Below are 25,495 nucleotides of genomic sequence, written 5' to 3' on the forward strand. Positions count from 1 at the left end.
ATGAGAATTTTCCTGATTATTTTCGTTTTCATTATCGCGGCCGTTGTCTCGATCTTCGGTTTCCGTGGTTCGCTCAGCGAGAAGACTCCGATCGAAATCTTCCCGGATATGGACCGTCAGGCCCGTTACAAGCCGCAGGGAGAGAACAGCTTCTTCGAGGACGGGCGCAACGATCGCCCCATCCCGGTCAATACCGTTGCCCGAGGCAACTATCTCAATTATGAGGAAGTTTTCTCGGAAGATTTTGACGATACCGTTCTGGGCAGCACCACCTTCCTTCAGGGGAAAAACCCGGACGGCTCCTGGGTGAAGAAGCTTCCAGTTGAAGCGGACTACACACTCATCGAGTTGGGCCGTGAGAAGTATGACATCTTTTGTTCCGCATGTCACGGTGCTGCTGGCGACGGGAACGGTGTGACCAAGCCTTATGGCATTCTGGCCACATCCTACCACGACGACCGCCTTCGTAACGAAGCGGATGGTTATATTTACGATGTTATCACCAATGGTAAGGGCCTGATGTACGGCCTCAAAGATCGTCTTACTCCCGAAGAGCGTTGGGCCGTGGTCCTCTACGTGCGTGCGCTCCAACGCTCCCAGAATGCTACCGCGGAGGATGTGCCCGCCGGTGAACGCGCAGAATTAGGAATTTAAAGCCAATGAGTTCGGAATCCACACAAACAACAGGCAAAAATCCTGGCGTCATCGCTTTGATCGTAGGCCTCATTGGTCTCGCCATCGCAGGCTTTGGCTTCTACCAGGGTTGGCAGGCAAGCGAAGTCCGCCCGCTCATGAGCTGGCTCATCGGTATCGCTTTCTGGCTCGCGATCGCGGTCGGCCTGCTTTTTCTCATCCAGATTTGGTATGTGTTTCACGCCCGCTGGCCGGTGGTCATACGCCGTCAGTGTGAGCACTATCTAAGCGTCTTCCCCTGGCTTTTCCTCCTCTTTATTCCGCTCTTGCTGGTTCCCTTCCTGCATGAAAATCCCGGTCTGCTCTGGAAGTGGATGAACGGAGTTAATGCCCTCCCGGGCCATGGCACCGTCGGCGAGGACCCGCTCTACCAATGGAAGTCGCCTTACCTGAATATTGAGTTCTTCGCCATTCGGGTGGTCGTCGTCTTTGGGGTCTTCACCATCATTTCCGCTATGCTGCGGAAATGGTCTTTCGATACCGATAAGACCGGCAACATCAACAATACGCACAATGCCCGCCGCCTTTCCGCGATCGGCCTGTTTCTCTGTGCGGCTGCGGCAACCGTCGGCGCGATCGACTGGTTCAAGTCGCTGGAGTATCACTGGTTCTCCACCATGTACGGGGTCTGGTTTTTCTCCGCCAGCATGCGCGCGGCACTGGGCTTTATCCTGATCCTCTGTGTGATCCTGGCCACCCGCGGCTACCTGAAAGGTATTTTCAACCAAGCGCATCGCTACGACATTGGTTGTATGATGCTGGCCTTCACCGTTTTCTGGGCCTACATCAGCTTTTCCCAGTATTTCATTATTTATAACGCCAATATTCCGGAAGAAACCTTCTGGTATAACATGCGCGAGAAGAACTACGATGGCACGTTGAATTCCTGGTGGTGGGTGAGTATGTTACTGATCTTCGGGCAATTTCTCATCCCGTTCCTTCTCCTCCTCTGGTATAAGACCAAGGTCGTGATCTGGCGCAGTGTCGCGGTTTCCGTCTGGATATTGCTCTTCACCGTTCTCGACCTGTACTGGAATATTATTCCGGGTAAGCTGGTCGCTCCGGACCATGGTGAAGGCTATCTGGTGCGTCAGTTCTCCGTCACCGGGTACGATATTGCCGCACTGATCGGTGTCGGGGGCATTTGCATCTGGGCCATGTGCCGCAGCATTAAAAAAGCCGAACCGATTCCTATCCGTGACCCTAACATTGATAAATCTATAAATTACGCAGAGTAATCACACGATGTCGGATCAATCTTCCAGTAAATCATTTCTTCCCACCTTTCTGGGCAGTCTTGGCGCCATATTGATTTTCGCCCTGATTATCTTTTTGGCCTACCTGCCGCACCGTCCGGAGCCGATCGACCAGGCCGCCGCCGAAGAGCGCCAAGCCAAAGCGGATCAAGCCCGGGCCGAAGGGATCGCCAAAATTTCAAAATACGCCGTGAAAGGGGACGGCAGTGTCCAGATTCCCGTTGATGCGGCGATGGACCTCGTTATCGAGGATTACAATAATTAATGGATGTTTACGACTACAAGGAACTGTGGCCGATCATACTTCTCGGCGTCGCATTTTTTGTGGTTGCTGTAACCATGCTCTACTGGTCCGCCAAAAAAGGGCATCTGCGTAATTTCGATTCTCAAGCCAAGACAATTTTTACCGAAGAAGAGCCGGAAGGAGAGGTCTCCGATGCATTTCCTGACAGTCGCAAGCATTCCCGCTCAAAAGACCGCAAATGAGTAACGAGTCTCAGATTTTTTCACCGTCCACCAACCCGTATTCCTCGGCTAACGAGGCAGTGCGTGCGGAGCTAAGCGAGATTGACGCTTCGATTCGGACCGCTTCCGTCTTTTTCGTGGTTTCCGCCATCGGCTGGTTGATGATCGGTACAGTTTTCGCCCTGATGGCCGCCTTCAAGGCCCACCAGCCGGATTTCCTCGGTGCCTATGAGTTTCTGACTTTCGGTCGTGTGCGCTCCGCTCACCTCAACGCCATGGCGATGGGTTGGGGGAGTAACATCATCTTTGCGGTGGGGCTCTGGATCATGGCCCGTCTCTGCCGTGCCAAAATCGACAATAAAGGAATCCTGTTCATCGCAGGTGTCTTTTGGAATATCGGTCTCACGGTCGGTGTCTTTGGTATTCTACGCGGTGATATCACTTCCGTGGAGTGGTTGGAAATTCCGCAGTATGCCACACCGATTCTTGCGGTTTCCTACGCCTTGATCGGCGTTTGGGGGGTCATGGCTTTCCGCTTCCGCAAGGGAGATCACGTCTATGTTTCGCAGTGGTATATTCTGGCGGCACTCTTTTGGTTCCCCTGGCTTTATATCGTCGCCCAGGCCATGATCATCTGGTTTCCAGCACGCGGTGTCGTACAATCGCTGACAAACTGGTGGTTTGCGCACAATGTGCTTGGGCTCTGGTTTACGCCCATGGCCCTGGCCACCGCTTATTACCTGATTCCCAAGGTTTTGGGACGTCCGATTTACTCTTACTATCTCTCGGTACTCGGCTTCTGGGCCCTGGCGATTTTCTACAACTGGGCCGGCGTGCACCACCTTATCGGGGGTCCGATCCCCGCCTGGCTGATCTCTGCCGGGGTGGTGGCTTCTGTCATGATGGTCATTCCGGTCATTGTGGTCGGCTTGAATCACCACATGACGGTGGTCGGCCTGCACCGGGAAGTCTGGCGCAGCCCAACCCTGCGTTTTACCGTATTCGGTGCGATTTCCTACACGCTTGTCAGTCTCATCGGTTCCGCGATGGCCCTTCGCTCGGTCAATGAGATTACCCACTTTACCCACTTTACCGTTGGTCACGCCCACCACGGTGTCTATGCCTTTTTCACCATGATCATGTTCGGCGGCGTTTACTACATGATGCCGAGGCTGCTCAAGCGCGAGTGGCCTTCCGCCGGATTGATTAAGATCCACTTTTGGGGCTGTGCCATTGGTATCACCGTGATGGTGGTGGCTCTGCAAGTGGGCGGATGGATCCAGGGTGTGGAGATGAATAATCCGGAAATTCCCTTCCTCGAAACCGTCCAAAACACCATTCCATGGTTAAAAGCGCGTTCCGTCTCCGGGATTTTCCTCACCGTCGGACACATCGCGTTTGCCGTGAATTTCTTCTGGATGCTCTTTGCCGCCGGCGCGGTTCGGGCGAAATCAGGCCCGACCTTGCTGACTAAGGAAGGAGGCGCAGCTTAATGAAAAACCTACCACTTCTTTTTTGCGGTATTTTCTTCGCTCTGGCTTTCTCTTACACGGGCCTGATTGTTTCAGGTAACATTCAACTGGGCGCTCTTGAGCCGAGTACGGAAACGCTGGTTCCCTCAGACTCCGAGGTGGATGAAAACGGGCAGCCTCTCATGGTCATGCCCGAGGGCGAAACACTTTATCCGCGTAAGCCATCGGGCCTCGCAGAACAGGGTAAGAAAGTTTACATCGAAATGGGCTGCATGTACTGCCATAGCCAACAGGTGCGGCGCCGGGGCTTTGGTGCGGACATTGACCGGGGCTGGGGGCCGCGTGCAACGGTAGCACGTGACTACGTACTTCAGGACCGTGTTTTGCTTGGCACTATCCGTACAGGCCCGGACCTCGCCCACCTTGGCGGACGTTACGCCGGTGAAGCCGGCCGTGACTGGAACCACCTCCACCTTTACAATCCACAAATTGTATCCGAGGGCTCGACCATGCCGCCGTTTGCCTTTCTCTACAAAAAACAAGAGATTGTGAATAAGCCTTCCGAGAAGGCCCTCGATTTTCCGCCGGATTCCGAGTACGCACCGGAACCCGGTTACGAGATCGTACCGACCCGTCGAGCGGAAGCTCTGGTCGAATACTTGCTAAGCTTGAAAATTGATTACAGTTTGCCCGAGGCAGTCATTCCTGAGTAATGAGCGAAGATAACAAAGAACCCACCCCCGCAAATCAGGGTAAGGAATCGCTGGAAAAAGCAGCGATGCAGGATGAGCAGATGCAGGACATTCATGCTCAGCTCATTCGCGAAAAGGAAGAGCCCAGTGAAGGTTTTAGCCCGATTCCGGTCTTTCTTGTCTTTGTCATTATGGTGTTGGGCTTTTGGGGCGGTATCTATCTAGTGACCTACAGTGGTGAGTTCAGTGCCAAGGCTTTCGATCCGGATTACAAAGTGGCTTCAACTGCTCCGGTCGTGAGAGAGATTCCTCTCCCCGAAATCGGCGCCAAGGTATACCGTAACCAGTGCGCCCAGTGTCACCAGGCTGATGGTAACGGATTGGCTGGAGTGTATCCGCCCCTGGGTGGTTCCAGCTGGGTGACAGGCCACCCCGAAGTGATGGCTCGCATTCTGATCAATGGCCTGAATGGTCCAATCGAAGTAGCGGGCAACACCTATAACGGCAACATGCCGGCCTTTGGTCCCAGCGGTCTTAATTTGAAGCCCAAGGAGATTGCCGGGGTGATTACTTATGTCCGCCAGGAATGGGGCAATGAAGCGTCCGAAATGTCGGTTGAGATGATCGAGTCCTATCTCGAAGCTTACGCCAGCCGCAGCACACCCTGGCAGGCCGCCGAGCTGCGTGAAGATCTCGGTCCGGTACCGGAGCCCGCTCCGGAAGCAGAGCCGGAGGAAGATACTGAGGGCGAGGCCGAAGCTGCTGCTGAGACTGAAGTGGCTCAAGCCGGATAGAGTATATCCCGCTCAGGCCCGCAAAAGCGTATGGGCTTCTCCACTCGGCTCGTTTGCGCTGCTGAAGAAAGAGGTGAATTCCTTTGATTTTCGGTACCGTCTGCCTATTTTGGTGTCAGGGCGTATGTATGAATGAGCTAGAGCGACTGGTCGAATTATCCGAGTTCAATCTGGACTACACCGCACTGGATTCTGAGCTGGATGATTTGACCGGTCTGGCGGCACAAATTTGCGGGGCCAGGATGTCGCTGGTTAATCTTATCGACCGTTACACGCAGTGGACGGTTTCCGGTTACGGTTCCGATATAGGACAAACCCGGCGTGAGGATTCCGCCTGCCAATATACCATCGAGAAAGACACGCCACTTGAACTGAAATCGCTTCGGGAGGACGCCCGTTTCAAGGATAAAGACTATGTCTGTAGCGGCCCCGAGCTGAACTATTATTACGGTGTGCCCCTGAAAACGAAAAAGGGAGCCAGAATCGGAGCACTCTGCGTCTTGGACAAGTTTGATCTGGAGTTGAACGATGAGCAGACGCAGTTACTTGAAAAAGTCTCACATATGGTTGTTCGCCGGCTGGAATCAATCAAACGCATCCATCTTTTGGAGGAACAGCTCAACGAGGCTGTAAAGTCCAAACGAAAAGTCGGCCATGATGTGCGCGGGCCGGTCGGAGGCATTCTCGGGCTGGTTGATCTGTTGAAAAACGACTTCAAGGAACGGGGCTTGTCCGAGTTCGATGAGATGCTGACGCTGATTGAAAACAGCGGTCAGGGTGTGTTGGAACTGGCAGACAGTATTTTGACCAAGGAAGGTCGTTCCACAACGGAATACACCTGTCAAATACTGGCGGAAAAGCTGGAGCAGCTCTATGCACCACAAGCTCTGTCTAAAAAGGTCAATCTAGCTGTTGAGGCGCACGACGAGTCGAAGAGTCCGGCTCATTTCCCGCCCAAAGCACTGCTGCAGATTGGTGGGAATTTGATCAACAATGCGATCAAATTTACTCCGGAAGGTGGCTCGGTTACAGTCCGAATCTCCATGAAAGAGGATGAAGATGCCGGTGCGGAGCATCTTATCATCGAAGTGGACGACAATGGTGTCGGCATGTCGGATGATAGGATCGCCGAGATCATGCAGGGGCGCGCGGAATCGGCTCTGGGCACGGTAGGCGAACGCGGTTTCGGCCTGGGCCTCCCTTTGGTTCGGCAATTGGTGGAAAAAGAGAAAGGGCACCTCGTTTTGAAGTCCAAAGAGGGAGAGGGCTGCCACTTCACCGTGCAAATGCCAATTTAGCTCTTTCTGTAAGCTCCGGCGCGGTGCGACGTATTTATTAGGGTAATTTATGGATATTATCACTACGCTCATTCAGGTCACCATCCCACTTGGTATTATAAATGTCTGGTTGCTGCGTCGAAGTCGGCCTACCGCCTACCGTGGTGGCGCGGCATCAAACCTAAAAGAGGAATTCAGGGCCTACGGTTTGCCGGAATGGGCCTACTACACAGTCGGATTTTTCAAATTGTCCGCTGCGGCGATGCTACTGGTCGGGTTTCTTATCCCGGCGTTGGTATTGCCCGGTGCGGCTCTGATGGCAGCGCTGATGCTCGGTGCGGTGGTGATGCATGCCAAAGTCAGTGACCCGGCGATTCGTTACCTACCCGCCTTGATTATGCTAGTTCTGTCCGCCTTGCTCATTGTTCTACAATAAGCGAGTCGCCAGCCACCCGCAGAGCATCATATAAGTCGCTGCGGGAAGGCATAAAAACCAGGCATCACCGATTTTTACGCGCACACCCAGACCGCATGCCATCTGCATGGCGAGACCCGCTGCGGCAATACCGCCCAGCGACGGAATCACTAACCCTGCAAGCAGGCCGCAAGCGGCCGCTACCTGCAAAACTCCTGTCAGTTTACGAAACCTGGACAGACCGTAGCGTTGAAACTCGGCCACCATATGCGGGCTGAACAAGCAGCTGAAGCCGTAGCCGAAAAACGAAACCGCACAAACCAGCAGTAGGAAATTCTGAGCGTTCATGATTGCTCCTTCAGGTATGCTTCGAAGCGTTCAATCAGTTCGTGGTGATGCTCCGGGTTGTGGAATGAGCCTGCAGCATGGGGCGAAGGTTCGCTCACACGTTCGGGTTTGGGGAAGTGATGTACCCGGCGTGTCCCGCCTGTTTCGTAACTGACCTGATGGCCGTCACCGTTGGGCTGTGCTTGTGCGAAGATTTTCTTTTTCGGCATACTAGAAGTTTTTACGCGGGTTGCACTGCGAGCTTTTCCAGAACCTTGGGAATTGCTTTTTTGAAACGGAAGAATCCCTTCGTTGCGTGCGGGAAAAGGGTCTGATCCCACCAATGACGGGCCGTGAAGAGCTCGATATTTTCGGCAGCCAGTTCTGCCTTGAGAAGTTTGAGAATTTCCGGCCAATGGCCGATGGTTGGTTCCGCGGTTATGATTCCATCCAGTTGTTCACGCTTGGCCCATTCAACAAGCTCGCGGGGAGTTTCAAAGGTGCCTGCACCGGTCGAATTGCCCAGGGCTTTACGCCTGAACTCGACCACTTCAGGGCATATATCGAGTGCCTCGTAGTGATCCGTGGGAAAATATTTTGCCATACTTGAGGGGGTATTCTGTTCCGGTAGCCATTCCGCTGCACTCAAGTCTTCCTCGGTCAACAGCAGGCCCAGTTTCAGGCCATCCTGCGGGTGCGTGAGATCGGGCAGGGACATTGGCTTGGGTGGAGGCGCTTCATCCAGTTCGAGCGCTTCCGTGCTCAGACTTTCTTCGACGCGGAAACGTCCGCTTGTGTATTTCCGGATGTTGTCGGGACGGGCGAGGTAGGTCTTGCCCCGTGTCTGCAGGCCAGCCACCCAGCGCCAGCTAAGTGTGTTTGACGCCGGGTCGCCGTCGAGGAGGTGGCGCAGAAACCAATCAGCTCCCAGTTGCCAGGGCAGTTTCAGAGTATGAATCCAGATACTGGCGTACCACATGCGCGCGTGATTGTGCAGGTAGTTGTGGTCTAGGAGTTCCTGGTTCCAACTGTCGAAGCACTCAATCCCGGTTCGCCCCTCGATGGCTCTTTGGTAGCCAACGTGGCTGCGAAAATCCTCAAGGAGTGCAGCTCGTTCATTCAAATAGTTTTGCCAGACTGACGGGCGCATTTGCAGCCAACCTTTCCAGTAAGTACGCCAGCAGACTTCATCGATGAACTTGGACGCATCGGCTGGACTATGCTGCTCCAGTACGGCAGTCACCACCTCCCATTCGGGCAGGAGTCGGATGCGAATCCATGGTGAGAGCTTGGAGACACTTGCCTTGGTATCCGGGCCGTTGTCGTAGTTGCGCTGTACTGCGTATTCCAGGCCTGCGTCTGGGAGAAATTTGCTCAGTGCGTTGCAAGCAGCCGACTTTGTGGGTAGAAACATACTACTGTATCGTATTCAGGCCGAATTCCTGACGAATCCTTTGAAACCTCACCTTGTGTAGTTTTTATCCATGCGAATCTCCGGTAAAACCGTTGCCAAAAAGGACCTGCCGCAAAAGGAGTGTCCGGTATGTGGCCGCCCCTTTTCCTGGCGTAAGAAATGGGCCGGTTGTTGGGATTCCGTGGTTTATTGCTCGGAACGTTGTCGGCGGAACCGAAGTGCTCAATGAGCGAAGCTTTGCAGTGTGTTTGGTTTAAGCGTGACCTCAGATTGCGGGATCATGCGCCTCTGGCGCGTGCCGCGGAAACGGGGCCGGTTCTGCCGCTCTATATAATCGAACCCGAAGTGATCGAAGCGCCGGATTTTGATGCGATGCACTGGCAGTTTATCCGGGAATCTCTGAACGATTTGCAAAGGAATCTCCGAAAGGTAGGCTTGGAACTTCAAGTATTACAAGGGAACGCGGTTCAAGTATTTGCTGATTTGCATGCAGAATTCGGATTGGATGGCCTCTGGGCTCACGAAGAGACGGGAAACGCGATAACGTTTGAGCGGGACAGGGCGGTCGCGGATTGGGCCAAGCATGCCGGGCTTGCTTTCAGAGAAATTCCGCAGAACGGAGTGGTGCGGCGCCTTAAAGAGCGGGATGGCTGGGCGCGTATTTGGGAGCGGCGGATGAGTCAGGCGATTCCCGAGATGCCGGAGCAGATTTCTTCAGTCGATGGTCTTTGCCCCTCCGCAATTCCCGATGCTGCAGAGCTTGGTTTGGAAGCCTCGGACCGTGCGCTTGATCTTCGGGGCGGGGAATGCGAGGCACATCGGGTTCTCGAGAGTTTCATCAAAGGCCGGGGCGACCGATACCATCGGGAGATGAGCAGCCCGAATACGGCCTACGAAAGTTGTTCCCGGCTGAGTCCTTATCTGGCCTGGGGCTGCATTTCCATGCGCACGGTCGTGCAGAAATTGCGTGCGGCGGCCGGCGATGCCATTCCCAAGGTGGCGGCACGCTCCTTTCTTTCGCGATGCCATTGGCATTGCCACTTCATGCAAAAGCTTGAATCCGAACCGGCGATCGAGTTTCACGCCTTCAACCGTGCCTGTGATGATTTACGACCAAGGAAAGTCGATGCCGGACGCCTCGAAGCATGGCAGTCCGGACGAACAGGGTACCCTTTTGTGGATGCCTGCATGCGGGCGCTCAAGGCCCGCGGGTGGATCAACTTTCGCATGCGTGCCATGTTGGTTTCCTTTGCCAGTTATCACCTCTGGCTGGACTGGCGCCATTTTAAGGATTGGCTTGCCTGTCAGTTTATCGACTACGAGCCGGGTATTCACATCTCACAGATTCAAATGCAAAGCGGTCTGACGGGGATCAATACCCTGCGCATTTACAACCCGGTTAAGCAGGGCAAGGATCATGACCCGGAAGGTGAGTTTATTCGCCACTGGGTGCCGGAACTCAGACGGGTGGACACCACGGATATTCATGAACCGTGGAAAATGCCGGATCTCATGCAGTTGGAGTCAAGTTGTCGGCTTGGGGAAGATTATCCATACCCGATCGTGGACCATCTCGAAGCAGTCCGTCATGCTCGTGCGCAATTTTCAGTGCTGCGAAAGCGTGACGACTACTGGGAGTCTTCCAAAGAGGTGATGCGGCGCCACGGTAGCCGTAAATCATCAGAAAACCGGCGACGTCCAAAGCGGCCCAAGCGTAAGTCCGACGGGCAAACCGAGATCAGTTTGCATGACGAAGAAACATAAAAAGCTATCGGCCGGGGCTACGGACCGTGTCATCGGGATGGCATGGCAGGACCGCTGTTCGTTTGAGCGGATCGAAGATGTTTCCGGATTGACTGAACCGGAGGTAATCAAGCTGATGCGGGCGAACCTAAAGCCCTCCAGCTTCCGCCGATGGAGAAAGCGTGTGAGTGGACGTGTGACGAAGCATCGCAAGCGTTTTAAGCGATTTGAGGCCTTTAAAGGTTCCTTTGAGTAGCATTAGTGGGGATGGGGGATCGTCAGAATATACGTGCTTCCATCCTGAAGCTTCTGCAGGCCCGTCAAGAGAACGCGACGATATGTCCGAGTGAAGCGGCTCGTGATGTGTTTGATCGATCCGAATGGAGTGCCCGGATGACTCTCGTTCGAGATGTGGCGGCAGGGATGGCAAGCGAAGGGCAGATCGAATTCTGTCAAAAGGGCGAGGCGGTGGACCCGGCAACTGTCAGGGGGCCGGTACGTTTAAGGCTGAAGTGAATGGATGAGACGGAATGCGTAAGCTCAGGGTCTCGGAATCGATGGGTTCTGACATGAATCAACGTTTCGTATATCAATCAGAAGTATATTTTGACGAATTGGATGCTCTTGGTGTTCTGCATCATACCCGCTACATGCTACACCTTGAGCGAGCACAGCAAAAGTTTTTCGAGCATCTGCTCGGAGTGAACGACTTCAATGCCGAGCGCGATGAGGATATCTATGTGGTCGTGCACAGCTTGGAGACACGTTTTCGCGAACCTTTTCAAAAACCCGGTCCGATCGAGGTGGATTATGGTATCGAGCGAATTCGCAGTGGCGGGGTGACCATGGATTTCAAGATCCGCGATCCGAATGGCGGCAAACTGTACTGTGAGGGTAAACGCACGGTCTGTAAGCTTTCCGCGCAGACGCACCAGCCTGCGCCCTGGACAGAGCCCTTCCGACAAGCCATGGAGACTTACCTGAAATGAACGACCGATTACAAAATGCCATGCTGGGTGCTCTGGTGGCCGATGCAGTCTCGATGCCGGTTCACTGGTATTATGACAGGAATGCTTTGGACCGTGACTACCCGAATCTTGAAACCTATCAGGCACCGAAAAATCCGCATCCGGACAGTATTCTCTGGCGTTCCAAGTATACGCCTCGCAACAAGGACGCCGATATTCTGCACGAGCAGGCAAAATATTGGGGGCAAAAAGGCGTGCACTACCACCAGTTTCTCCCGGCCGGCGACAATACCGTAAACTTCCTGCTGGGGGCGCAACTCTACCGCTCCACGGTCGCAACCGGTAAATACGACCCGGATGCCTGGCTGGAGATCTACATCAATTCCCTGCGTACACCCGGCTGGCATGCGGATACTTACCTCGAAGAATATCACCGCGCATTTTTCGACAATCTCGCCCGGGGTAAAAAGCCTGCCGAATGCGGGATCAAAGATATACATATCGGGGGTCTTACCCCGGTTCCCTTCTTGTTGGCCGCGCTTGATGCGATTGGGGAGACTTCGCTGGATGCCGACCTTCCGACGGTCGAAGCCCATCTTGCCTTGACTCACCATGGGTCCGAGATTGCCTCAACGGGGCGCGCATTCACCCGCATGCTCCATGCACTTGCTTCCGGGACAGACCTTCGGGCGGCAATCATTGAGAACGCTTCGGAATGCGTAAGCGAGGGACAACTCGACACCTGGGCCCAATTTGAGGATCGTGATGTGGTGGGTCGTTATTTGACTACTGCCTGCTACCTTCCGGATTCGTTTACAGCCTCACTTTACCTCGCATGGAAATATCATGATGATTTCAGCGCGGGCGTGATTGCCAACGCACGTTGTGGGGGAGATAACGCGCATCGAGGTGCCGTCGTCGGGGCCTTGCTGGCAGCGGCAAACGATATTCCCGAACAGTGGTTGAAGAATCTGAAGTCTATGGAGCGTCTTCGCTGCGACACGTTGAAACCTACTTTCTGAGTATCATGCGGAAGCGAAACATCCTGCCACTCATATTCTCACTTACGATGAGTTCAGTTACCTTCGCCGAATCGAATCCCCTTGAGTCATTTCGCTGGGAGTATCGTCTCATTCTGATATACACGCCCACCGAAGAAATTGACGGAGCGCTCGCTAAACTGAAGGCTGCCGAGCCTGAAATTAAAGAGCGTCACATTCTTTGGTTTGTCTTCAGTGAAAGGGAGTCGCGGACGAATAACTCAGACCCGATTGAAGAGGACTTTCGTACTGAGGTGCTCAGGCACTATTTTGAAGACGGTGAAACAACGCAGCTTCGTCTCATTGGTAAAGACGGTGGCATTAAGGAAAAGGCGGATAAACTTATTCTGGAGCGTATATTTTCGCTCATTGATGCCATGCCAATGCGACAGGCCGAGATGAAACGCAATTAATCAAGTAGCTTGAGGATAGCTCTGGCAGTATCTGTCGCGGACGCAGGATTCTGCCCTGTAACCAAGCGCTCCGAAACCGCTACTTTGTTTTTGAAGTTATCTGCTTCGACAAATTCGGCACCGAGTTCACGAAGCTTACTCTCAAGTAAAAACGGCATTGCATCGGTCAACTGCACAGCCGCTTCCTCTTCATTGGTGAAAGCGGCGACTTTCTTGCCCTTGACCAGAGGCACTCCATCCAATTTGACACCGACAAGAGCCGCCGGACCGTGGCAGACTGCTCCGATGATGCCCCCGTTTTTATAGTGCCTGGCGATGCTCTTTCGCACCTTATTCGATTTAGGGAAGTCCCACATGGTTCCGTGCCCTCCGGCAAAGAAAATCGCGGCGTAAGCTTCGGGGTCCAGTTTGCCTAAATCATGGGTATGTACGACACCCTGAACGGCATCCAGATTGTGCCAGAACGCTTTGTTTATAGGATCTTCCAAATCGAAACTCTTGGGGTCCATGGGAGCAAAACCACCTTTGGGGCTGGCAAACTCCACTTCGTAACCCGCTTCGGTGAACACGTGCCAAGGGTGAGCCACTTCCGAAAGGTAATATCCGGTCGGTGTGTTCGTATCTCCAATCCGGTCGTGGTTGGTCACGACGATAAGAATCGGCTGGGCCGCAGTGGCACTCGCGGCGATAGATAATAAACTGATAACACGCAGAATGAGAGCTTTCATGTGTTAATTGTTAAAGCCAACCCCGCTTCTTTTCAAACGCGTTCAACCTTTATCCCGCTTGAGCAACCCGGCAATTATTCGATAGCACCCAAGAGTTCTTCGGGTGAGAGGCGCTTCTTGTAATCGGGGTTATAGTAGCGAAAGGTGATACGGCCTTCTTCGTCGCTTATAAAAACCGCGGGCACGGGCAGGAGGTGGTGTTTTTTCCCGGATGCCGCTTCGATATCGATGTCATAGCTGTCCAGCTTTGCCAAGGTGGCCTCATCCAGTTTGAAAGTCAGGCCGAAGGCAGTGGCTGCCGCCATCTCTGAATCGGAATAGAGCTCATAATTGAGGTCGGCCTCCTTTGCGTAGTCCTCAATAACCGCTGGCTTGTCGGGAGAAAGTGCGATGATCTTGTAACCTTGATTGAGTATTTTATCTTCATGCTGGCCGACAGCAGACAGGTGCTTGGTACAATAGGGGCACCAGCTTCCACGGTAGAAAATAATAACAGCCTTACCGCCTCCGAGGGCCTCTCGAAGACTGACAGGTTTGCCCGATTCGTTGGTCAAATTCACTACCGGTAGCGTGCTACCGACTTCGACCGGATTTACATTGCGTGGATCGTTCGGTACTGCCTTCGAGGAGGTCATGGCTCCGAATACGAGCACGGAGAGAAGCGCGAGGGATTTTACTTTTGTCGGCATGGGGATGAGAGTTCCGGATGCGGGTATTATTCCCTTAAGCTCCCGTATAATCAAGATACCCCAACCATCTGCTGCCGCTCGACATCCCAGACTTTGAGTCGCAGGCAACGCAGGATTTCAGACGGGCGTAGTGATGTGGTTTTTGGGGACTGTAGTTCGGGCATTTTCTCCAGCACTTCCGGTAGACGGTAAAAGGGAATTTTCGCATTCAAGTGGTGGATGTGGTGATAGCCGATATTCGCGGTGAAAAAGTGCATGATTGGACTCATTTTACAAAAACTGGAAGAGACCAGGGCAGCGCCTTCATAGGTCCAGCCGTCCTTGTCCATATAAGTTACATCCGAGAAGTTATGCTGTGCATAAAAAAGATAAGCGCCCAGTGCACTGGCGATGAAAAAGGGAAGGAAGAGGAGCAGGAAAGCGCTCATCCAGCCAAGAAAGAAAATAACCAGGGTATAAAGCGTGATGTGAAGCAGGAGTGCGATCACGGAGTCGCGGTGCGCCTTGGGGTCTTCCATTGCCGGAACAATACACATACCGAAAATAAAGACGGAGAAATAGCCGCACAGTATGGTTAAAGGATGGCGAATGGCTAAGTACTTGAATCGCTCGTTCTTAGAGGCGTTTTGGTAACGCGCGCGGGTCATGACCGGGTACGAACCAATGTGCGAACTGCGAAGTTTGGAATTATGGTTGTGGTGGTGATTGTGTGAGTGTTTCCAGATGCTGCTGGGTGTCATCGCGTAGATACCCCAGAAGCGCATAAACCAGGCGGCCGGCTTCGATTTTGCCAGAATAGCGTTGTGCTGATGGTCGTGGTAGATCACGAAAAGGCGCACGGTGAGCAGGCCTGTCAGGATGGAGGCCGGGATTTTAAGTATCCAGTAGGGCAGCAGCAGTGTTGCGGCCAACGCTGCGATATAGAGCAAGACAGTGGATACGACGACCCACCAACTGCGGGCGGTATTGTCTTTGGCGAACTCGCGGGTGGCGAGAATGAGCTCTTTTCCGGTTCTCATGAGAGTCTTTCGTATTTCGGATTCCAGTAGAAAAATTGAGTTCTACATGTTCAAAAAAGCTCCCACGCAGGACGCGAGGGAGCTGTACTTAAAAGCTGGTGAATTACGCTTACGCGGGCTTTACCTGAGATGCGCAAGGGCCTTTGGGGCCACTGCCTACTTCAAATTCGACTTTTTGGCCGTCCTCAAGTGAGGCGTAGCCGTCGACCTGGATTTCGGAGTGATGGACGAATAGGTCTTTGCTTCCGTCTTCCGGTTGGATGAATCCGTAGCCTTTTTCGGCGTCGAACCATTTTACTGTTCCTGTACTCATATACTTATTTCTTTACTGTGTAATACTGCAAAGCCTGCCGTTGTGCGGGCTCTGCAAGGTGGGGTATATCGAAGAAAAACGGGCCTGTCGCTATAAATCGAAGGTTTTTCAGAAGTTTTATCTGTAGACTGGCAGCTTTGGCGGGGATTCAGGTGCTCACTACGGCAAGGAGCGCCCGATGATCGGAAGCCCGAACTGCACCGGAGTCGTCGATTCTATGAAAATGAACGGATGTCGGGTTGCCTCGAATAGCGACACGGTCCAGAGAGAAAACGGGTCGGCGGCTGGGGAAGGTAGGGATGGTGGAAACCCATTGAAAATGTTTCCGCAATTTTCGAATCAGTCGAGTGCCGGGGCGCCATTCATTCAAATCACCCATTAGAATCTGAAGCTTGTCGCCGTGACGTTGGTCCGCTTTTGCAAGTATCTCGGAAAGTTTTTCGATTTGCTTCCAGCGCTCTGTGCCGGCCAGGCCCAAATGAGTGTTGCAAATGTCCAGAGCGCCTTCCGGGTGCTCAATGTGGAAGCGCAAGGCTTTTCGGGGCTCCAGGCCACCCAGCTCAATTTCCTGAACCTCGCTTGGCTCAATACGTGATAACAATGCAATGCCGTAAGGACCTTCTGGTTTGTCGATGGTTTTGGCGTGGACGACGCTGCAGTAGCCTAGTTCGTGGAGTGCATCGATGAAACGGATCCGATCCCGCTTCTCGTCAATCACTTCCTGTAAAGCAACGATGTCGGCATCGCTTTGTCGAATTACCTCAAGTACTGTCTTGGGTTCGTAGTTCCGTGTGCGCCCGATACAGCCGTGAATATTGTAGGTGAGAAACCGAAGCATATTATTTAAATTTCTTTTGCGCCCAAAATGCGGTGCCCAGGATCAAGCCAGCCAGAAGGAGAAAAACCAGCCACGTGTAGGGCGTGGGGTTTACGAGCGCTTTTTGAAAATGGTTCGTTGTTAAAACGACTGCTAGCAGTCCGGGAAGCATGCCGATGGCCGTGCCAACCATATAGACTTTGAAACGCAGTCCGGAGACTCCGGCCACAAGGTTGATTAAGCCGAAGGGAGCGATAGGAAGCAGTCTCAGCACAATCATCGATCCGATCCCGCGACCCCGGAGCGACTGAATAATGGTATCAATTCGCTCGCCGATGACTTTTCGCACCACGGGTTTACCAAAGTAGTGGCCAATGCCGAAAGAAGCGCCAGCGGCGAGTAGTGACCCGGAAAGGCCGCAGGCAATTGCCACCCACGAGCCGAGAGTCAGCGCGGTGGCGATAACAAGCAGGTTAAGTGGCACGGCAATTATGCCTCCAACAACAAAGATCAGAATCACGAGGGGAACCGTGCCGGGTTTTTTTTCGAATGAAGCCAGCAAGTTGGTGGCCTGCTCTTGGCTGAAACCGGATTTCCAAAACAGCGCGATTGCGAGCCCGGCAACGAGAAAGGTAACCAGCCAGGATAATATTTTGAAGCCTTTGAGATAGGGTGAGCTATGCTGGTCATGCCAATAGAGGTCGCTTTGAGCTTTAAGTGCGCCCCAAACGTTGTGGATCGGACTGATAGGCTCATCCGGATCGAGTAGTTGCGTGTCTGCCAACCGACGCTCGATATCTGACTCACAGCTGGCATTGAGAGGCTTCAATTGGTTTCCGGATTCCGGATTCAGTTCTTCGATGGTTCGAATCAAACTTTTCGTGCTTTTCAAAGAATGCTGCAGCTCTGCTTCCTGTTTGTGCAGATGCATGGCCAATAATTGTGCTTGGAGCCTTTGAATGTAGGGTTTGGGCTCGTTTTCAATAAAGGCCAGGTTCAGTTCGGTATCCACTCGCATGGACCGGTTACTGAGATTTGCCGATCCGGTTATTAGGATCCGCTGATCAACGATCATTAACTTTGCATGCACGTAGACCTGCTGTTCTTTCCCGTTCTTAATGCAGGGATAGAAACAGCGGAAACGTCCATGCTCATCGGCTTCTCTTAATTTTTCAAGCAGGCGGTTGCGCATCCTTCCCATCGTCATGTCCTCCGCCCAGCCGGCATCGTGTGTCAGCAGTATGACGATTTCCGGGCCGTCTTCTTCCGTCAGCCTGCGGCACAACGCATCAACCAGGATTTTTGAGGTCAGATACTGGTTTTCAATGTAGATGCTACGCTTGGCAGAATGAATGCAATCCAGATATAACTGTTCGATCTGCCGTATCGAAGGATAGGACTTGTATTTCGGGTAGGTGAACGCGATTGCGATATCAGTGTCCTTAAAAGCAATCGGTACCGAGTCCGGCCAGATTGCCGGACTCACGGATGCTTTAAGCTCGGGCAGGGCTTGACCCGTGGCTCGCTTCCAGCGCGCCGATGCCAGTTCGCGCAAGACGCTTGCCGCCTCGCCCGCGACGGCCGTTTGGATGTCATGGTAGGGCTGATAGGGCTTTTTTTTAGGGCTAACGCGCCGGGGGTCGTCGGCCAAATGCTCGGAGCTGTCCCAGCGCCATGCTGCAAGATCGAGTCCACCGCACATCGCCAGCGTGCCGTCGAAGATAACCAGCTTTTGATGGTGGGAGGCCCCGGCTGGCACGGAATTATCGGTAACGAGTTCAAAACGTGGATGTTTTAGCTGGCCTAGTTTAGTGAAGGGGAGCCAGTCGCGTTCGGCCATGTAGATGACCGAATAATCCCAGAGAAGGATCTTTATTTTCAGTTCGGGCTTCTCCTCCAAAACCTGAATCAAAAAGTCCACAAGTTTTGAGGGATAACCGTCATCGTCCTTTTCGTCGCGAATCATTTCCACAGTTTCGCAAAGGTCCCATGCAAGCAGAATGACTTCATGTTTTGCCGAGAGCACAGCCTCTCTAAAAGCACGAAAGTAATCCCGTCCGCTGGGCAAAAAACCACCATCGGCAACGGTGCATTGTTTCCAGCAGTTTTTATCAGGGACTAAAGTCGGGGTTGATGGCATGGTCAGAGTTTTAAGTTAAAGGAAATTGTGACCGTTAAAGAAATACCTCATATACTTATCAGAATATAAATAAGATCGCAGGATATAAACGAAAAAAGCCCCTCTCCGTAGAGAAGGGCTTTGGGTAGAATGTGACTGCGTTGCAGTTATAGTTATATTTATTCTTCCAGTGTGACCAACGAGAGCGCATCAATGACACGACCGTCGAAGAATTCGTTGTCCACATATCCGTATGCGGAGATGCGGTCACCTTCTTCAATCTGTTGGTAACCGGCGTTGTCCAGTGGATTGTACCCGAGTTCATCCGTGTCGACAGTAATCAGACGGTCGCCGGTATTCAGGCGAATCTCACGGCCATCGATATCAGAAACGGTGCCTTGTACGATGGTGCGGGAGGTGACGATCGGAGTGGATACAGTGACGGACATATCCTCTTCGTCGTCCGGGTTGGCATAGAAGTAGGTGCCGATGTTTTCAACGTAGACGCTACTTGCTTCAATGGAGGTGGTCTCGAACATATCGTCGTCGACGATACCATTAACCACAACCTTGTCGTCTTCGATCAGCTTGTAGGCGTCGTTGTCCATATCCCAGTCATCCATTTCCACGGTGACCAAGCCGTCGCCGTAATCCAGTTTGAAGGTGTCAGGCGATACGGTAGCAACTTTTCCACTCAAGCTGATCCACGTGTCGTCTGGCTTTTTGTAGGGGTTGGGTGAATCTGCCATAGTGATCATCGGCGTGCTCAATACAACAGCGCTTATGATGACTGATGGTAGTTTCATGACTATCTCCTTTCGTTTTGTATTAGCATTTTTGCGTACACCTATAAGGACAGTTTTCCGGTTTTAATGTTCATTCACAAACCGGAAAAATATAGATAAATCACTTATTAAGGAATAGATAGTCTACTTGTATTGGAGGATATTGTTCATCCTAGGGTGAAGCATTATACCCAGCATGTAGGAGTACTGATTATAAGAAAGCTTGTTCCCAAGCGCTATCCCTGCAGCAGCCTTGTGACAGAACAACCCAAGCAGCATGGTAATCGACGATGCTGTTGTGTCATCGCGACATGCAATCATTCTGCACAGATCTAGTGGCAGTTGGTCTGATTTTAACCCCTGAAGAACCAGGCCGGTTGAGGATGACAGACGGTTTCGCTTAACATTCCATCGCAGCCAGTTCCAAATATTCGGGCTGTTTGTCCACCCGTGGTGGTTTGAAGTCTCCGACAATACGACCTTCGCTGAGCAGGAAGACGCCTGGCATCTGCAGGACATCTCCCACGATGCCCTTCAGTCGCTTGCCGGGAAGGGAGCGGCTTCTGATGCCGGCCCGAACCATGCCTAGCCAGGATGCGGGACCAAGGAGTTGGCCGAGCGTAGTTCTTTCCAGACCGAAAGCGTTGTAGAGTCGGCGTTCCGGATCGCTGAACGACTCAATGTCGGATAAGTCAAAAAACGACAACAATTCTTCCGCCTGACGATCTGTGCCCATGTGTACGGCGGCAATTTGTACGCCCTCTGCCTCGATGGGTCTTCGCAGGCGCTTCAATTCGGCCAGCGATTCACGACAGTAGATGCAGTTAAAATGCCGTAGAAAGACGACCAGAGTCGGCGCTTCGTGCGAGAGCGCCTCCAGATCCCATCCGTTTTTGGAGACGATCTCCTTGACGGCGCGCTGGTAAGCAAACTCAGTTTGTTTTTCTGCAGGAAGTAATTTCATGATGTGAATGCAACGCGAAAGGAGCGCTGTACTTACACTTCCGATGCGCCATCGGTCTCTGAGCAGTCACACGGTTCGGCTTGAAGAGGTAAACCTCCTAGGCTTTCTGCTCCTTAAAACTCATCGCTGGCTGCCCGGTTGGCCCGCACCTGTTCCTGCTTGAGCAGTCGATAGACCCAGATGAAGAAGAACGGACCGAAGACGACGACAAACAAAGTCGTCGTGGTAATGCCCCCGAGTACGCCGATACTGATGGCATTCTGCGCCCCGGAACCCGGTCCGGAAGCGAAGGCCAGGGGGGAGACCCCGAGCATAAAGGTGAGCGAGGTCATCAAGATGGGGCGCAGCCTCTTCTCTGCGGCGGTGTAGGCGGCATCGTAGGTCCGCATCCCGTTTTCAAAGTTTGTCTTGGCAAACTCCACGATCAGGATGGCGTTCTTCGCGGCCAGACCGATGGTGATGAGCAGGCCAACCTGGAAATAGACATCGTTGCCCTGTCCCGTAAGCCAGGTGGAGAGCACGGCCCCGAAGATACCCAGAGGGACGACGAGCATGATTGAAATCGGCAGGGCCCAGCTCTCGTAAAGCGCTGCAAGTATGAAGAAAACGGCGAGTGCCGATACGATGTAGAGTAATGTTGTATTGGTATTGGCTTCTTTTTCCTCGTAGGAGAGTCCGGTCCAGGAAACGCCAATGCCATCGGGCAGAGTGTCGGCGATGCGTAAGACTTCGTCAAAGGCCAGGCCTGAGCTGACACCATCAACGGTGGAGCCCTTGATCTCCCGCGAGGAGGATCCATTAAAACGATTCAGTTGAGGTGGCGCCTGCGTCCACTCGCCTGTCGCAAGCTCAGCGAGCTGGACCATTTCGCCGCTTTCATTGCGGACGTACCAGTCATCAATATCCTCGGGCAACATGCGGAACGGGGCATCGGCTTGAGCGTAGACTCTTTTGATTCTGCCCTGGTCCAGGAAATCATTCACGTAGGTGCCGCCCAGTGCGGTGTTAAGGGTTCGATTGATCACCGAAATCGGCACACCGAGACTGCGCGCCTTTAGGCTGTCGACTTCAAGATTGTATTGCGGGGTATCGTTCAGCCCGTTGAAGCGAACTTGAGTGAGCAGCTTGCTTTGATTGGCCTGCTCCAGAAATTTGTTGGCGGCTTTTGCCAGTGCTTCATTGCCCAGCCCGCCTTGATCCACCAGTTGAAATTCGAATCCACTTGCTCTGCCGAGGGCGCTGACCGGGGGTGGGACGATCGGAAATATCATGGCGTCGCGAACGTTTGAAAAGGCTCCCACGGCACGTTTATTGATATCGAAAACACTGCTGCCCTCGCCGCGTTCTTTCCAATCCTTCATCTTGATGAAGGCGATTCCCACGTTCTGGGCGCGGCCCATGAAGCTGAAGCCTCCGGCGGCAAAAAGGCCTTCAACCGCTTCGGACTCTTCCTCAAGGTAGTAGTCCTCCATGACTTTTACCTTTTCCATCGTCTCTTGCAGCGATGTGCCGGGAGGGGTACTTAGAAGGGTAAACATCCGTCCCTGGTCTTCACCCGGTAAAAAGGAAGTGGGGATACGAAGAAAAATAAATGCGGCAGCCGCGATGAGCGCCAGGAAAAGCACCGGAAGGACCACGCGGTTATCCAGTAAATGGTCCATGGCCTTTTTGTGACCACGGCGCAGGGCATTGAATCCGTAGTTGAACCAGCCAAAGAAACCGTGGTCCTTACGTTGCCTGCCGGATTTAAGTAGAATTCCGCAGAGCGTCGGTGAGAGCGTGAGCGCGACGAACAGGGAGAGCGCCATTGCAATGGATATGGTCACCGAAAACTGACGGTAAATCACGCCGACGGAACCGCCGAACAGCGTCATGGGGAGAAACACCGCCCAAATGACAACCGTCGTCCCGACCAGTGCACCGGAAATTTCTTTCATGGCCGCTGCCGCCGCCTGTTTGGGCGATAGGCTACTGTCTTCCTCCAGTTTTCGTTCGACGTTTTCGGTCACGACAATGGCGTCGTCCACCAGCATGCCGATAGCGAGCACCAGAGCAAAGAGTGTGAGCACGTTGATGGAGTAACCCAAAGCAAGGAGGCAACCCAAGGTGCCGAGTAGAACGATCGGTATTGCCAGGGCGGGAATCAGAGTGGCGCGTGTGGTCTGCAGGAATACATAAATAACCAGTACGACGAGAACAATTGCCAGGCCAATGGTTGCCGCAACATTCAAGATCGAAGCCCGGATGAAAGGGGAGACATCGATCGGGTAAACCGTGACCAAACTATCCGGAATAATCGCATCGAAATCCTTCACCCGATCCTTGACCGCCTGGATGGTCTCAAGGGCATTGGCTTCGGGGGCGAGCTCAATCGCGATGCCTGAGGCGGGATTTCGGTTCCAGCGGCCGATCACGTTATAACTTTCCGCGCCGATTTCGATACGCGCGACATCAGCGAGGCGGACTTGCGACCCGTCGGGTGTGACAGTGAGCAGAATGCCCCCAAACTCCTCGGCTGTGGTGAGAAGTGACTGCGCCGTAATGGTGGCGCTGATCTGTTGCCCCTCGACGCTCGGAGTTCCGCCAATCTCACCCGTTGCCAGCTGGACATTTTGATCTTCGATCGCGCTGAGCACATCTGTGGTCGTGATGTTGAAGTTATTCATGCTCTGCGGGTTGAGCCAAACCCGCATGGCTTTCTCCGGGCCGAAAGTATTGATGCGGCCGACACCGTCGACCCGGCTCAAGGGCTCTTCCAGATTTGATGCCAAAAAGTCCGAGATGTCGTTTCGACTCAAAGAGCCGTCTTTCGAATAGAATCCGACAATGAGTGCGTAACTGTTCCCCGCTTTCTCGATGGGCACACCCAGTTCCTGAACGATGGATGGCAAGGAGGAGAGAGACTGAGACACCTTGTTTTGCGTCTGTACCTGTGCGATATCGGGATCTGTGCCGGGCTCGAAGGTAAGTGTTACCGTAGCCCGGCCAGCTGAGGAGCTCTCCGATTGGATATAGCGTACGTTATCAATACCGGTCAGGTTTTGCTCGATTACCTGAGTGACCGTATTCTCAAGGGTTTCCGCGGAAGCGCCGGGATAAGTCGCGGTGATTGAGATTTGCGGCGGTGCAATTTTCGGATACTGCTCAACCGGCAGCTGAAAGAGTGAAAACACCCCGAATCCCATGATGAAGATGGCGATGACCCAGGTGAAAATGGGCCTGGAAATGAAAAACCGTGAAAACATGTTTAGCTTTTCTCTGAGGGCTGCCCCGTAGTTTGGCCGCCGCTTTCGGCAACTTTCATTTCAAGAGCTTCCAGTTTAAGCGGAGCACCTTCCCTTAAATTCATGCGGCCCTCCACAATGACGCGGTCACCCGGTTCAAGGCCGCTGTGCACGATCCAGTGCCCCTTGTGACTCGCTCCTGTTTGAATGACCCTTTTGATTGCCGTGCTTTCCGCCGACACCAACCAGACGGATTTACTTCCATCCGGTGCGATGGTGACACTTTTTTGAGGCACCAAAATAGCCTGGCGTTGGCCCACTTCCTGGATTGAGGCCCGAACAAACAGGCCCGGGAGCAGAATACGGTCTGGGTTAGGCACCACGGATCTGAGCCGGATTGCCCCCGTCCTTGGGTCAACGGCCAGGTCGGTCGCATCCAGCGTGCCGGCTTCAGGGTAGGGCTGATCCGAATTGCCCAGATACAGGGTCACCCTGTACTTTTTGTCTTCTTCGCCTGCGGCCCTTGCGCGAAGGAGCTGCTCCTGCAGGCGGCGTGCCTCAGTCGCTGTTTGTGAAAGGTCCACATAGACAGGGTCGAGTTGTCTGACGGTAGCCATGGGAGGAGCCTGTAATGCGGTCAACAAGGCACCCCGGGTCACGGCAGAAGGCCCGATATACCCGCTGATGGGGGAACGCACTTGGGTGTAGTCCAGATTAATTTGAGCCCGCTTCACTTCGGCCTCCGCCAGACTAATTGCGGCTTGGCTCTGGTTGAGCTCGGCTTCGGCATCGTCGAACTGCTGCTGGCTGACGACATTGTTCTTCACCAGTTGCTTGAAACGTTCGTAGCGAAGCTTGGCATTGCGCAGCCGGGCGTTCGCATTTTTCAAATTGGCCTTGGCCAGTTCGAGGTCCGCTTCGTAGATGGCCGGGTCGATCTGGTAGAGTTGCTGGCCTTCCTCGACATAAGAACCTTCGTCAAAAAGACGTTCGAGGACGATCCCGCTGACTTGGGGGCGTATTTCCGCTTCTTCAAAAGCGAGTACCCGACCGGGAAGTTGATTGGTTCTTTCGATGGTAATCGGGCGCATTTCGATATAGCCAACTTCCACTTTGGGTGGCGAGCCCGCGCCGTCTGCCGATGCCTCTTGAGGGGCAGAGGGCTTCGGGGCTACGGAATCAGAGCAACCTAAAAAGGCCAACACCGCCGCAAGAAGGATAAAGTTTAGAATTTTGGTGACAGGCATGCTGAGTGTAATGAGTTAATAATGATGGAGGTAAGCCGCTTTTATGCTTTTGCTCAAGCCGTTGGTGCCTTTTTCGGTGTGAACCAATCAATGGCCGCGACGGAGTGAGGCTGTTTGGCCTAGGCTTAAAACTCAGCCGAATAGTATATTCTCCATTATGCACCCCGAAGGCTTTTTGCGATGCGCATGGCTTCTGCCTGGTCCGGTGCGATTTTGAAGAAATGATCCGGGATCTCTTTACGAAAATAAGCTTCAATCAGCAGTACGAAATCCAGATTAAGTTTGTTTGCTCCAAATGGTATAGTGCCGAGTATGTCATGCTTCGTTTTCGAGCCATAATAGTTCGTGGGCATGGTCGAGGCTTCGCTGTGTTTAACATCAAAATATCGAATGGCTGTTAAATCCACGAGTTCAACGCAGTTCTTCGGTACGGACGAGTCAGACTCTATATCAGTAAAATACTGATTTATTTCACTGATTGATACTTCCCCAACGCACTTGATGTTTATGATCCGATCAGGGACGGATATGTTATAGTCAATTGGCACGTTGAATGGAAATTGAATGTTCTCTAAAGAATCTCAATATCAGGAGCCTCCTTAATTCCCGAAGAAACATTTC

The 25,495-nt window shown here is 53.0% G+C and carries 30 protein-coding genes; 16 read left to right on the forward strand and 14 right to left on the reverse strand.

What is annotated here, in order from left to right; genetic code table 11:
- The 9 genes from DDZ13_RS03435 (at window position 1) to DDZ13_RS03475 (ending at window position 7,085) form a co-directional block, all read left to right on the forward strand.
- Complete coding sequence (locus DDZ13_RS03435; RefSeq protein ID WP_110130029.1) at window positions 1-654, forward strand: c-type cytochrome; 654 nt, start codon at window positions 1-3, stop codon at window positions 652-654.
- 5 nt (window positions 655-659) lie between these two features.
- Entirely contained in the window at window positions 660-1,931 is a 1,272-nt protein-coding gene (locus DDZ13_RS03440; protein ID WP_110130030.1) for a hypothetical protein, read from the forward strand.
- Between the two features lie 7 nt (window positions 1,932-1,938).
- The gene (locus DDZ13_RS03445; protein WP_110130031.1) at window positions 1,939-2,214 is read left to right on the forward strand and encodes a hypothetical protein; all 276 of its coding nucleotides are present in this window, start codon (window positions 1,939-1,941) and stop codon (window positions 2,212-2,214) included.
- Window positions 2,214-2,435: a hypothetical protein gene (locus DDZ13_RS03450; RefSeq protein ID WP_110130032.1), complete on the forward strand. Its 222-nt coding sequence runs from the start codon at window positions 2,214-2,216 to the stop codon at window positions 2,433-2,435. Before DDZ13_RS03445 ends, DDZ13_RS03450 begins: the two co-directional genes overlap by 1 nt.
- Window positions 2,432-3,907: a cbb3-type cytochrome c oxidase subunit I gene (locus DDZ13_RS03455; RefSeq protein ID WP_110130033.1), complete on the forward strand. Its 1,476-nt coding sequence runs from the start codon at window positions 2,432-2,434 to the stop codon at window positions 3,905-3,907. The genes DDZ13_RS03450 and DDZ13_RS03455 overlap by 4 nt, the downstream gene beginning before the upstream one ends.
- Window positions 3,907-4,599, forward strand: a complete 693-nt coding sequence (locus DDZ13_RS03460; protein WP_110130034.1) for a cbb3-type cytochrome c oxidase subunit II — start codon at window positions 3,907-3,909, stop codon at window positions 4,597-4,599. The genes DDZ13_RS03455 and DDZ13_RS03460 overlap by 1 nt, the downstream gene beginning before the upstream one ends.
- Window positions 4,599-5,372, forward strand: a complete 774-nt coding sequence (locus tag DDZ13_RS03465; protein WP_110130035.1) for a c-type cytochrome — start codon at window positions 4,599-4,601, stop codon at window positions 5,370-5,372. Before DDZ13_RS03460 ends, DDZ13_RS03465 begins: the two co-directional genes overlap by 1 nt.
- Before the next feature lie 128 nt (window positions 5,373-5,500).
- Entirely contained in the window at window positions 5,501-6,670 is a 1,170-nt protein-coding gene (locus tag DDZ13_RS03470) for a GAF domain-containing sensor histidine kinase (RefSeq protein WP_110130036.1), read from the forward strand.
- A gap of 49 nt (window positions 6,671-6,719) precedes the next feature.
- Window positions 6,720-7,085, forward strand: coding sequence for a DoxX family protein (locus DDZ13_RS03475; RefSeq protein WP_110130037.1), 366 nt, complete (start codon window positions 6,720-6,722; stop codon window positions 7,083-7,085).
- Here DDZ13_RS03475 and DDZ13_RS03480 read toward each other — a convergent pair.
- The 3 genes from DDZ13_RS03480 to DDZ13_RS03490 are packed head-to-tail and all read right to left on the reverse strand — an operon-like array spanning window position 7,077 to window position 8,805.
- Entirely contained in the window at window positions 7,077-7,412 is a 336-nt protein-coding gene (locus DDZ13_RS03480; protein WP_110130038.1) for a DoxX family protein, read from the reverse strand. The two genes, DDZ13_RS03475 and DDZ13_RS03480, sit on opposite strands and share 9 nt — an antisense overlap.
- On the reverse strand, window positions 7,409-7,621 hold the full coding sequence (locus tag DDZ13_RS03485; RefSeq protein ID WP_110130039.1) for a hypothetical protein: 213 nt from the start codon (window positions 7,619-7,621) through the stop codon (window positions 7,409-7,411). The genes DDZ13_RS03480 and DDZ13_RS03485 overlap by 4 nt, the downstream gene beginning before the upstream one ends.
- 11 nt (window positions 7,622-7,632) lie before the next feature.
- Window positions 7,633-8,805: an FAD-binding domain-containing protein gene (locus DDZ13_RS03490; RefSeq protein WP_110130040.1), complete on the reverse strand. Its 1,173-nt coding sequence runs from the start codon at window positions 8,803-8,805 to the stop codon at window positions 7,633-7,635.
- 70 nt (window positions 8,806-8,875) lie between these two features.
- Here DDZ13_RS03490 and DDZ13_RS15900 point away from each other — a divergent pair, with 70 nt between their 5' ends.
- The 7 genes from DDZ13_RS15900 to DDZ13_RS03525 are packed head-to-tail and all read left to right on the forward strand — an operon-like array spanning window position 8,876 to window position 12,969.
- Window positions 8,876-9,034 (forward strand): DUF2256 domain-containing protein, encoded by a 159-nt coding sequence (locus tag DDZ13_RS15900; RefSeq protein WP_110130041.1) that lies wholly within the window; start codon window positions 8,876-8,878, stop codon window positions 9,032-9,034.
- On the forward strand, window positions 9,031-10,569 hold the full coding sequence (locus DDZ13_RS03500; RefSeq protein WP_110130042.1) for an FAD-binding domain-containing protein: 1,539 nt from the start codon (window positions 9,031-9,033) through the stop codon (window positions 10,567-10,569). Before DDZ13_RS15900 ends, DDZ13_RS03500 begins: the two co-directional genes overlap by 4 nt.
- Window positions 10,553-10,804, forward strand: coding sequence for a TIGR03643 family protein (locus DDZ13_RS03505; protein WP_110130043.1), 252 nt, complete (start codon window positions 10,553-10,555; stop codon window positions 10,802-10,804). The genes DDZ13_RS03500 and DDZ13_RS03505 overlap by 17 nt, the downstream gene beginning before the upstream one ends.
- 11 nt (window positions 10,805-10,815) lie before the next feature.
- A complete protein-coding gene (locus tag DDZ13_RS15905; RefSeq protein WP_199221039.1) occupies window positions 10,816-11,064 on the forward strand; it encodes a DUF3253 domain-containing protein in 249 nt (82 codons plus the stop codon).
- 53 nt (window positions 11,065-11,117) lie between these two features.
- Window positions 11,118-11,537, forward strand: a complete 420-nt coding sequence (locus tag DDZ13_RS03515) for an acyl-CoA thioesterase (protein ID WP_158279766.1) — start codon at window positions 11,118-11,120, stop codon at window positions 11,535-11,537.
- On the forward strand, window positions 11,534-12,538 hold the full coding sequence (locus DDZ13_RS03520; RefSeq protein WP_110130046.1) for an ADP-ribosylglycohydrolase family protein: 1,005 nt from the start codon (window positions 11,534-11,536) through the stop codon (window positions 12,536-12,538). Before DDZ13_RS03515 ends, DDZ13_RS03520 begins: the two co-directional genes overlap by 4 nt.
- A 47-nt stretch (window positions 12,539-12,585) precedes the next feature.
- Window positions 12,586-12,969, forward strand: a complete 384-nt coding sequence (locus tag DDZ13_RS03525) for a DUF4174 domain-containing protein (protein WP_158279767.1) — start codon at window positions 12,586-12,588, stop codon at window positions 12,967-12,969.
- Here DDZ13_RS03525 and DDZ13_RS03530 read toward each other — a convergent pair.
- From DDZ13_RS03530 to DDZ13_RS03580, 11 genes are all read right to left on the reverse strand, one after another.
- A complete protein-coding gene (locus DDZ13_RS03530; protein ID WP_110130048.1) occupies window positions 12,966-13,697 on the reverse strand; it encodes a type 1 glutamine amidotransferase domain-containing protein in 732 nt (243 codons plus the stop codon). The genes DDZ13_RS03525 and DDZ13_RS03530 overlap by 4 nt on opposite strands.
- A 74-nt stretch (window positions 13,698-13,771) precedes the next feature.
- Entirely contained in the window at window positions 13,772-14,386 is a 615-nt protein-coding gene (locus DDZ13_RS03535; RefSeq protein WP_110130049.1) for a peroxiredoxin-like family protein, read from the reverse strand.
- 50 nt (window positions 14,387-14,436) lie between these two features.
- Entirely contained in the window at window positions 14,437-15,405 is a 969-nt protein-coding gene (locus DDZ13_RS03540; protein ID WP_110130050.1) for a fatty acid desaturase family protein, read from the reverse strand.
- Between the two features lie 109 nt (window positions 15,406-15,514).
- Window positions 15,515-15,718 (reverse strand): cold-shock protein, encoded by a 204-nt coding sequence (locus tag DDZ13_RS03545; RefSeq protein ID WP_110130051.1) that lies wholly within the window; start codon window positions 15,716-15,718, stop codon window positions 15,515-15,517.
- Window positions 15,719-15,866: 148 nt separating this feature from the next.
- Complete coding sequence (locus DDZ13_RS03550) at window positions 15,867-16,556, reverse strand: endonuclease/exonuclease/phosphatase family protein (RefSeq protein WP_110130052.1); 690 nt, start codon at window positions 16,554-16,556, stop codon at window positions 15,867-15,869.
- A gap of 1 nt (window position 16,557) precedes the next feature.
- On the reverse strand, window positions 16,558-18,675 hold the full coding sequence (locus tag DDZ13_RS03555) for a VTT domain-containing protein (protein WP_110130053.1): 2,118 nt from the start codon (window positions 18,673-18,675) through the stop codon (window positions 16,558-16,560).
- A 158-nt stretch (window positions 18,676-18,833) separates the two neighbouring features.
- Window positions 18,834-19,460 carry a hypothetical protein gene (locus DDZ13_RS03560; RefSeq protein ID WP_146209222.1) on the reverse strand — a complete coding sequence of 209 codons (627 nt, stop codon included), beginning with the start codon at window positions 19,458-19,460 and terminating at the stop codon, window positions 18,834-18,836.
- Window positions 19,461-19,839: 379 nt separating this feature from the next.
- Window positions 19,840-20,403 (reverse strand): peroxiredoxin-like family protein, encoded by a 564-nt coding sequence (locus DDZ13_RS03565; RefSeq protein ID WP_110130055.1) that lies wholly within the window; start codon window positions 20,401-20,403, stop codon window positions 19,840-19,842.
- Window positions 20,404-20,516: 113 nt separating this feature from the next.
- Entirely contained in the window at window positions 20,517-23,648 is a 3,132-nt protein-coding gene (locus DDZ13_RS03570; RefSeq protein ID WP_110130056.1) for an efflux RND transporter permease subunit, read from the reverse strand.
- A 2-nt stretch (window positions 23,649-23,650) separates the two neighbouring features.
- Entirely contained in the window at window positions 23,651-24,874 is a 1,224-nt protein-coding gene (locus DDZ13_RS03575) for an efflux RND transporter periplasmic adaptor subunit (protein ID WP_110130057.1), read from the reverse strand.
- A 155-nt stretch (window positions 24,875-25,029) separates the two neighbouring features.
- Entirely contained in the window at window positions 25,030-25,281 is a 252-nt protein-coding gene (locus DDZ13_RS03580) for a hypothetical protein (RefSeq protein WP_146209223.1), read from the reverse strand.
- Window positions 25,282-25,495 lie beyond the last annotated feature (214 nt).

Source organism: Coraliomargarita sinensis (assembly GCF_003185655.1).
Taxonomy (GTDB): Bacteria; Verrucomicrobiota; Verrucomicrobiia; order Opitutales; family Coraliomargaritaceae; genus Coraliomargarita_B; species Coraliomargarita_B sinensis.

What these genes read in the sequence shown, in the direction of transcription:
- DDZ13_RS03460 (WP_110130034.1), top strand. Translation starts at nt 3,907, where the DNA reads ATGAAAAACCTACCACTTCTTTTTTGCGGTATTTTCTTCGCTCTGGCT.
- DDZ13_RS03480 (WP_110130038.1), bottom strand. Translation starts at nt 7,412, where the DNA reads ATGAACGCTCAGAATTTCCTACTGCTGGTTTGTGCGGTTTCGTTTTTC.
- DDZ13_RS03445 (WP_110130031.1), top strand. Translation starts at nt 1,939, where the DNA reads ATGTCGGATCAATCTTCCAGTAAATCATTTCTTCCCACCTTTCTGGGC.
- DDZ13_RS03500 (WP_110130042.1), top strand. Translation starts at nt 9,031, where the DNA reads ATGAGCGAAGCTTTGCAGTGTGTTTGGTTTAAGCGTGACCTCAGATTG.
- DDZ13_RS03520 (WP_110130046.1), top strand. Translation starts at nt 11,534, where the DNA reads ATGAACGACCGATTACAAAATGCCATGCTGGGTGCTCTGGTGGCCGAT.
- DDZ13_RS03440 (WP_110130030.1), top strand. Translation starts at nt 660, where the DNA reads ATGAGTTCGGAATCCACACAAACAACAGGCAAAAATCCTGGCGTCATC.
- DDZ13_RS03455 (WP_110130033.1), top strand. Translation starts at nt 2,432, where the DNA reads ATGAGTAACGAGTCTCAGATTTTTTCACCGTCCACCAACCCGTATTCC.
- DDZ13_RS03555 (WP_110130053.1), bottom strand. Translation starts at nt 18,675, where the DNA reads ATGCCATCAACCCCGACTTTAGTCCCTGATAAAAACTGCTGGAAACAA.
- DDZ13_RS03535 (WP_110130049.1), bottom strand. Translation starts at nt 14,386, where the DNA reads ATGCCGACAAAAGTAAAATCCCTCGCGCTTCTCTCCGTGCTCGTATTC.
- DDZ13_RS15905 (WP_199221039.1), top strand. Translation starts at nt 10,816, where the DNA reads ATGGGGGATCGTCAGAATATACGTGCTTCCATCCTGAAGCTTCTGCAG.
- DDZ13_RS03505 (WP_110130043.1), top strand. Translation starts at nt 10,553, where the DNA reads ATGACGAAGAAACATAAAAAGCTATCGGCCGGGGCTACGGACCGTGTC.
- DDZ13_RS15900 (WP_110130041.1), top strand. Translation starts at nt 8,876, where the DNA reads ATGCGAATCTCCGGTAAAACCGTTGCCAAAAAGGACCTGCCGCAAAAG.
- DDZ13_RS03545 (WP_110130051.1), bottom strand. Translation starts at nt 15,718, where the DNA reads ATGAGTACAGGAACAGTAAAATGGTTCGACGCCGAAAAAGGCTACGGA.
- DDZ13_RS03490 (WP_110130040.1), bottom strand. Translation starts at nt 8,805, where the DNA reads ATGTTTCTACCCACAAAGTCGGCTGCTTGCAACGCACTGAGCAAATTT.
- DDZ13_RS03475 (WP_110130037.1), top strand. Translation starts at nt 6,720, where the DNA reads ATGGATATTATCACTACGCTCATTCAGGTCACCATCCCACTTGGTATT.
- DDZ13_RS03570 (WP_110130056.1), bottom strand. Translation starts at nt 23,648, where the DNA reads ATGTTTTCACGGTTTTTCATTTCCAGGCCCATTTTCACCTGGGTCATC.
- DDZ13_RS03575 (WP_110130057.1), bottom strand. Translation starts at nt 24,874, where the DNA reads ATGCCTGTCACCAAAATTCTAAACTTTATCCTTCTTGCGGCGGTGTTG.
- DDZ13_RS03470 (WP_110130036.1), top strand. Translation starts at nt 5,501, where the DNA reads ATGAATGAGCTAGAGCGACTGGTCGAATTATCCGAGTTCAATCTGGAC.
- DDZ13_RS03515 (WP_158279766.1), top strand. Translation starts at nt 11,118, where the DNA reads ATGAATCAACGTTTCGTATATCAATCAGAAGTATATTTTGACGAATTG.
- DDZ13_RS03540 (WP_110130050.1), bottom strand. Translation starts at nt 15,405, where the DNA reads ATGAGAACCGGAAAAGAGCTCATTCTCGCCACCCGCGAGTTCGCCAAA.
- DDZ13_RS03485 (WP_110130039.1), bottom strand. Translation starts at nt 7,621, where the DNA reads ATGCCGAAAAAGAAAATCTTCGCACAAGCACAGCCCAACGGTGACGGC.
- DDZ13_RS03450 (WP_110130032.1), top strand. Translation starts at nt 2,214, where the DNA reads ATGGATGTTTACGACTACAAGGAACTGTGGCCGATCATACTTCTCGGC.
- DDZ13_RS03435 (WP_110130029.1), top strand. Translation starts at nt 1, where the DNA reads ATGAGAATTTTCCTGATTATTTTCGTTTTCATTATCGCGGCCGTTGTC.
- DDZ13_RS03550 (WP_110130052.1), bottom strand. Translation starts at nt 16,556, where the DNA reads ATGCTTCGGTTTCTCACCTACAATATTCACGGCTGTATCGGGCGCACA.
- DDZ13_RS03465 (WP_110130035.1), top strand. Translation starts at nt 4,599, where the DNA reads ATGAGCGAAGATAACAAAGAACCCACCCCCGCAAATCAGGGTAAGGAA.
- DDZ13_RS03530 (WP_110130048.1), bottom strand. Translation starts at nt 13,697, where the DNA reads ATGAAAGCTCTCATTCTGCGTGTTATCAGTTTATTATCTATCGCCGCG.
- DDZ13_RS03560 (WP_146209222.1), bottom strand. Translation starts at nt 19,460, where the DNA reads ATGAAACTACCATCAGTCATCATAAGCGCTGTTGTATTGAGCACGCCG.
- DDZ13_RS03565 (WP_110130055.1), bottom strand. Translation starts at nt 20,403, where the DNA reads ATGAAATTACTTCCTGCAGAAAAACAAACTGAGTTTGCTTACCAGCGC.
- DDZ13_RS03525 (WP_158279767.1), top strand. Translation starts at nt 12,586, where the DNA reads ATGAGTTCAGTTACCTTCGCCGAATCGAATCCCCTTGAGTCATTTCGC.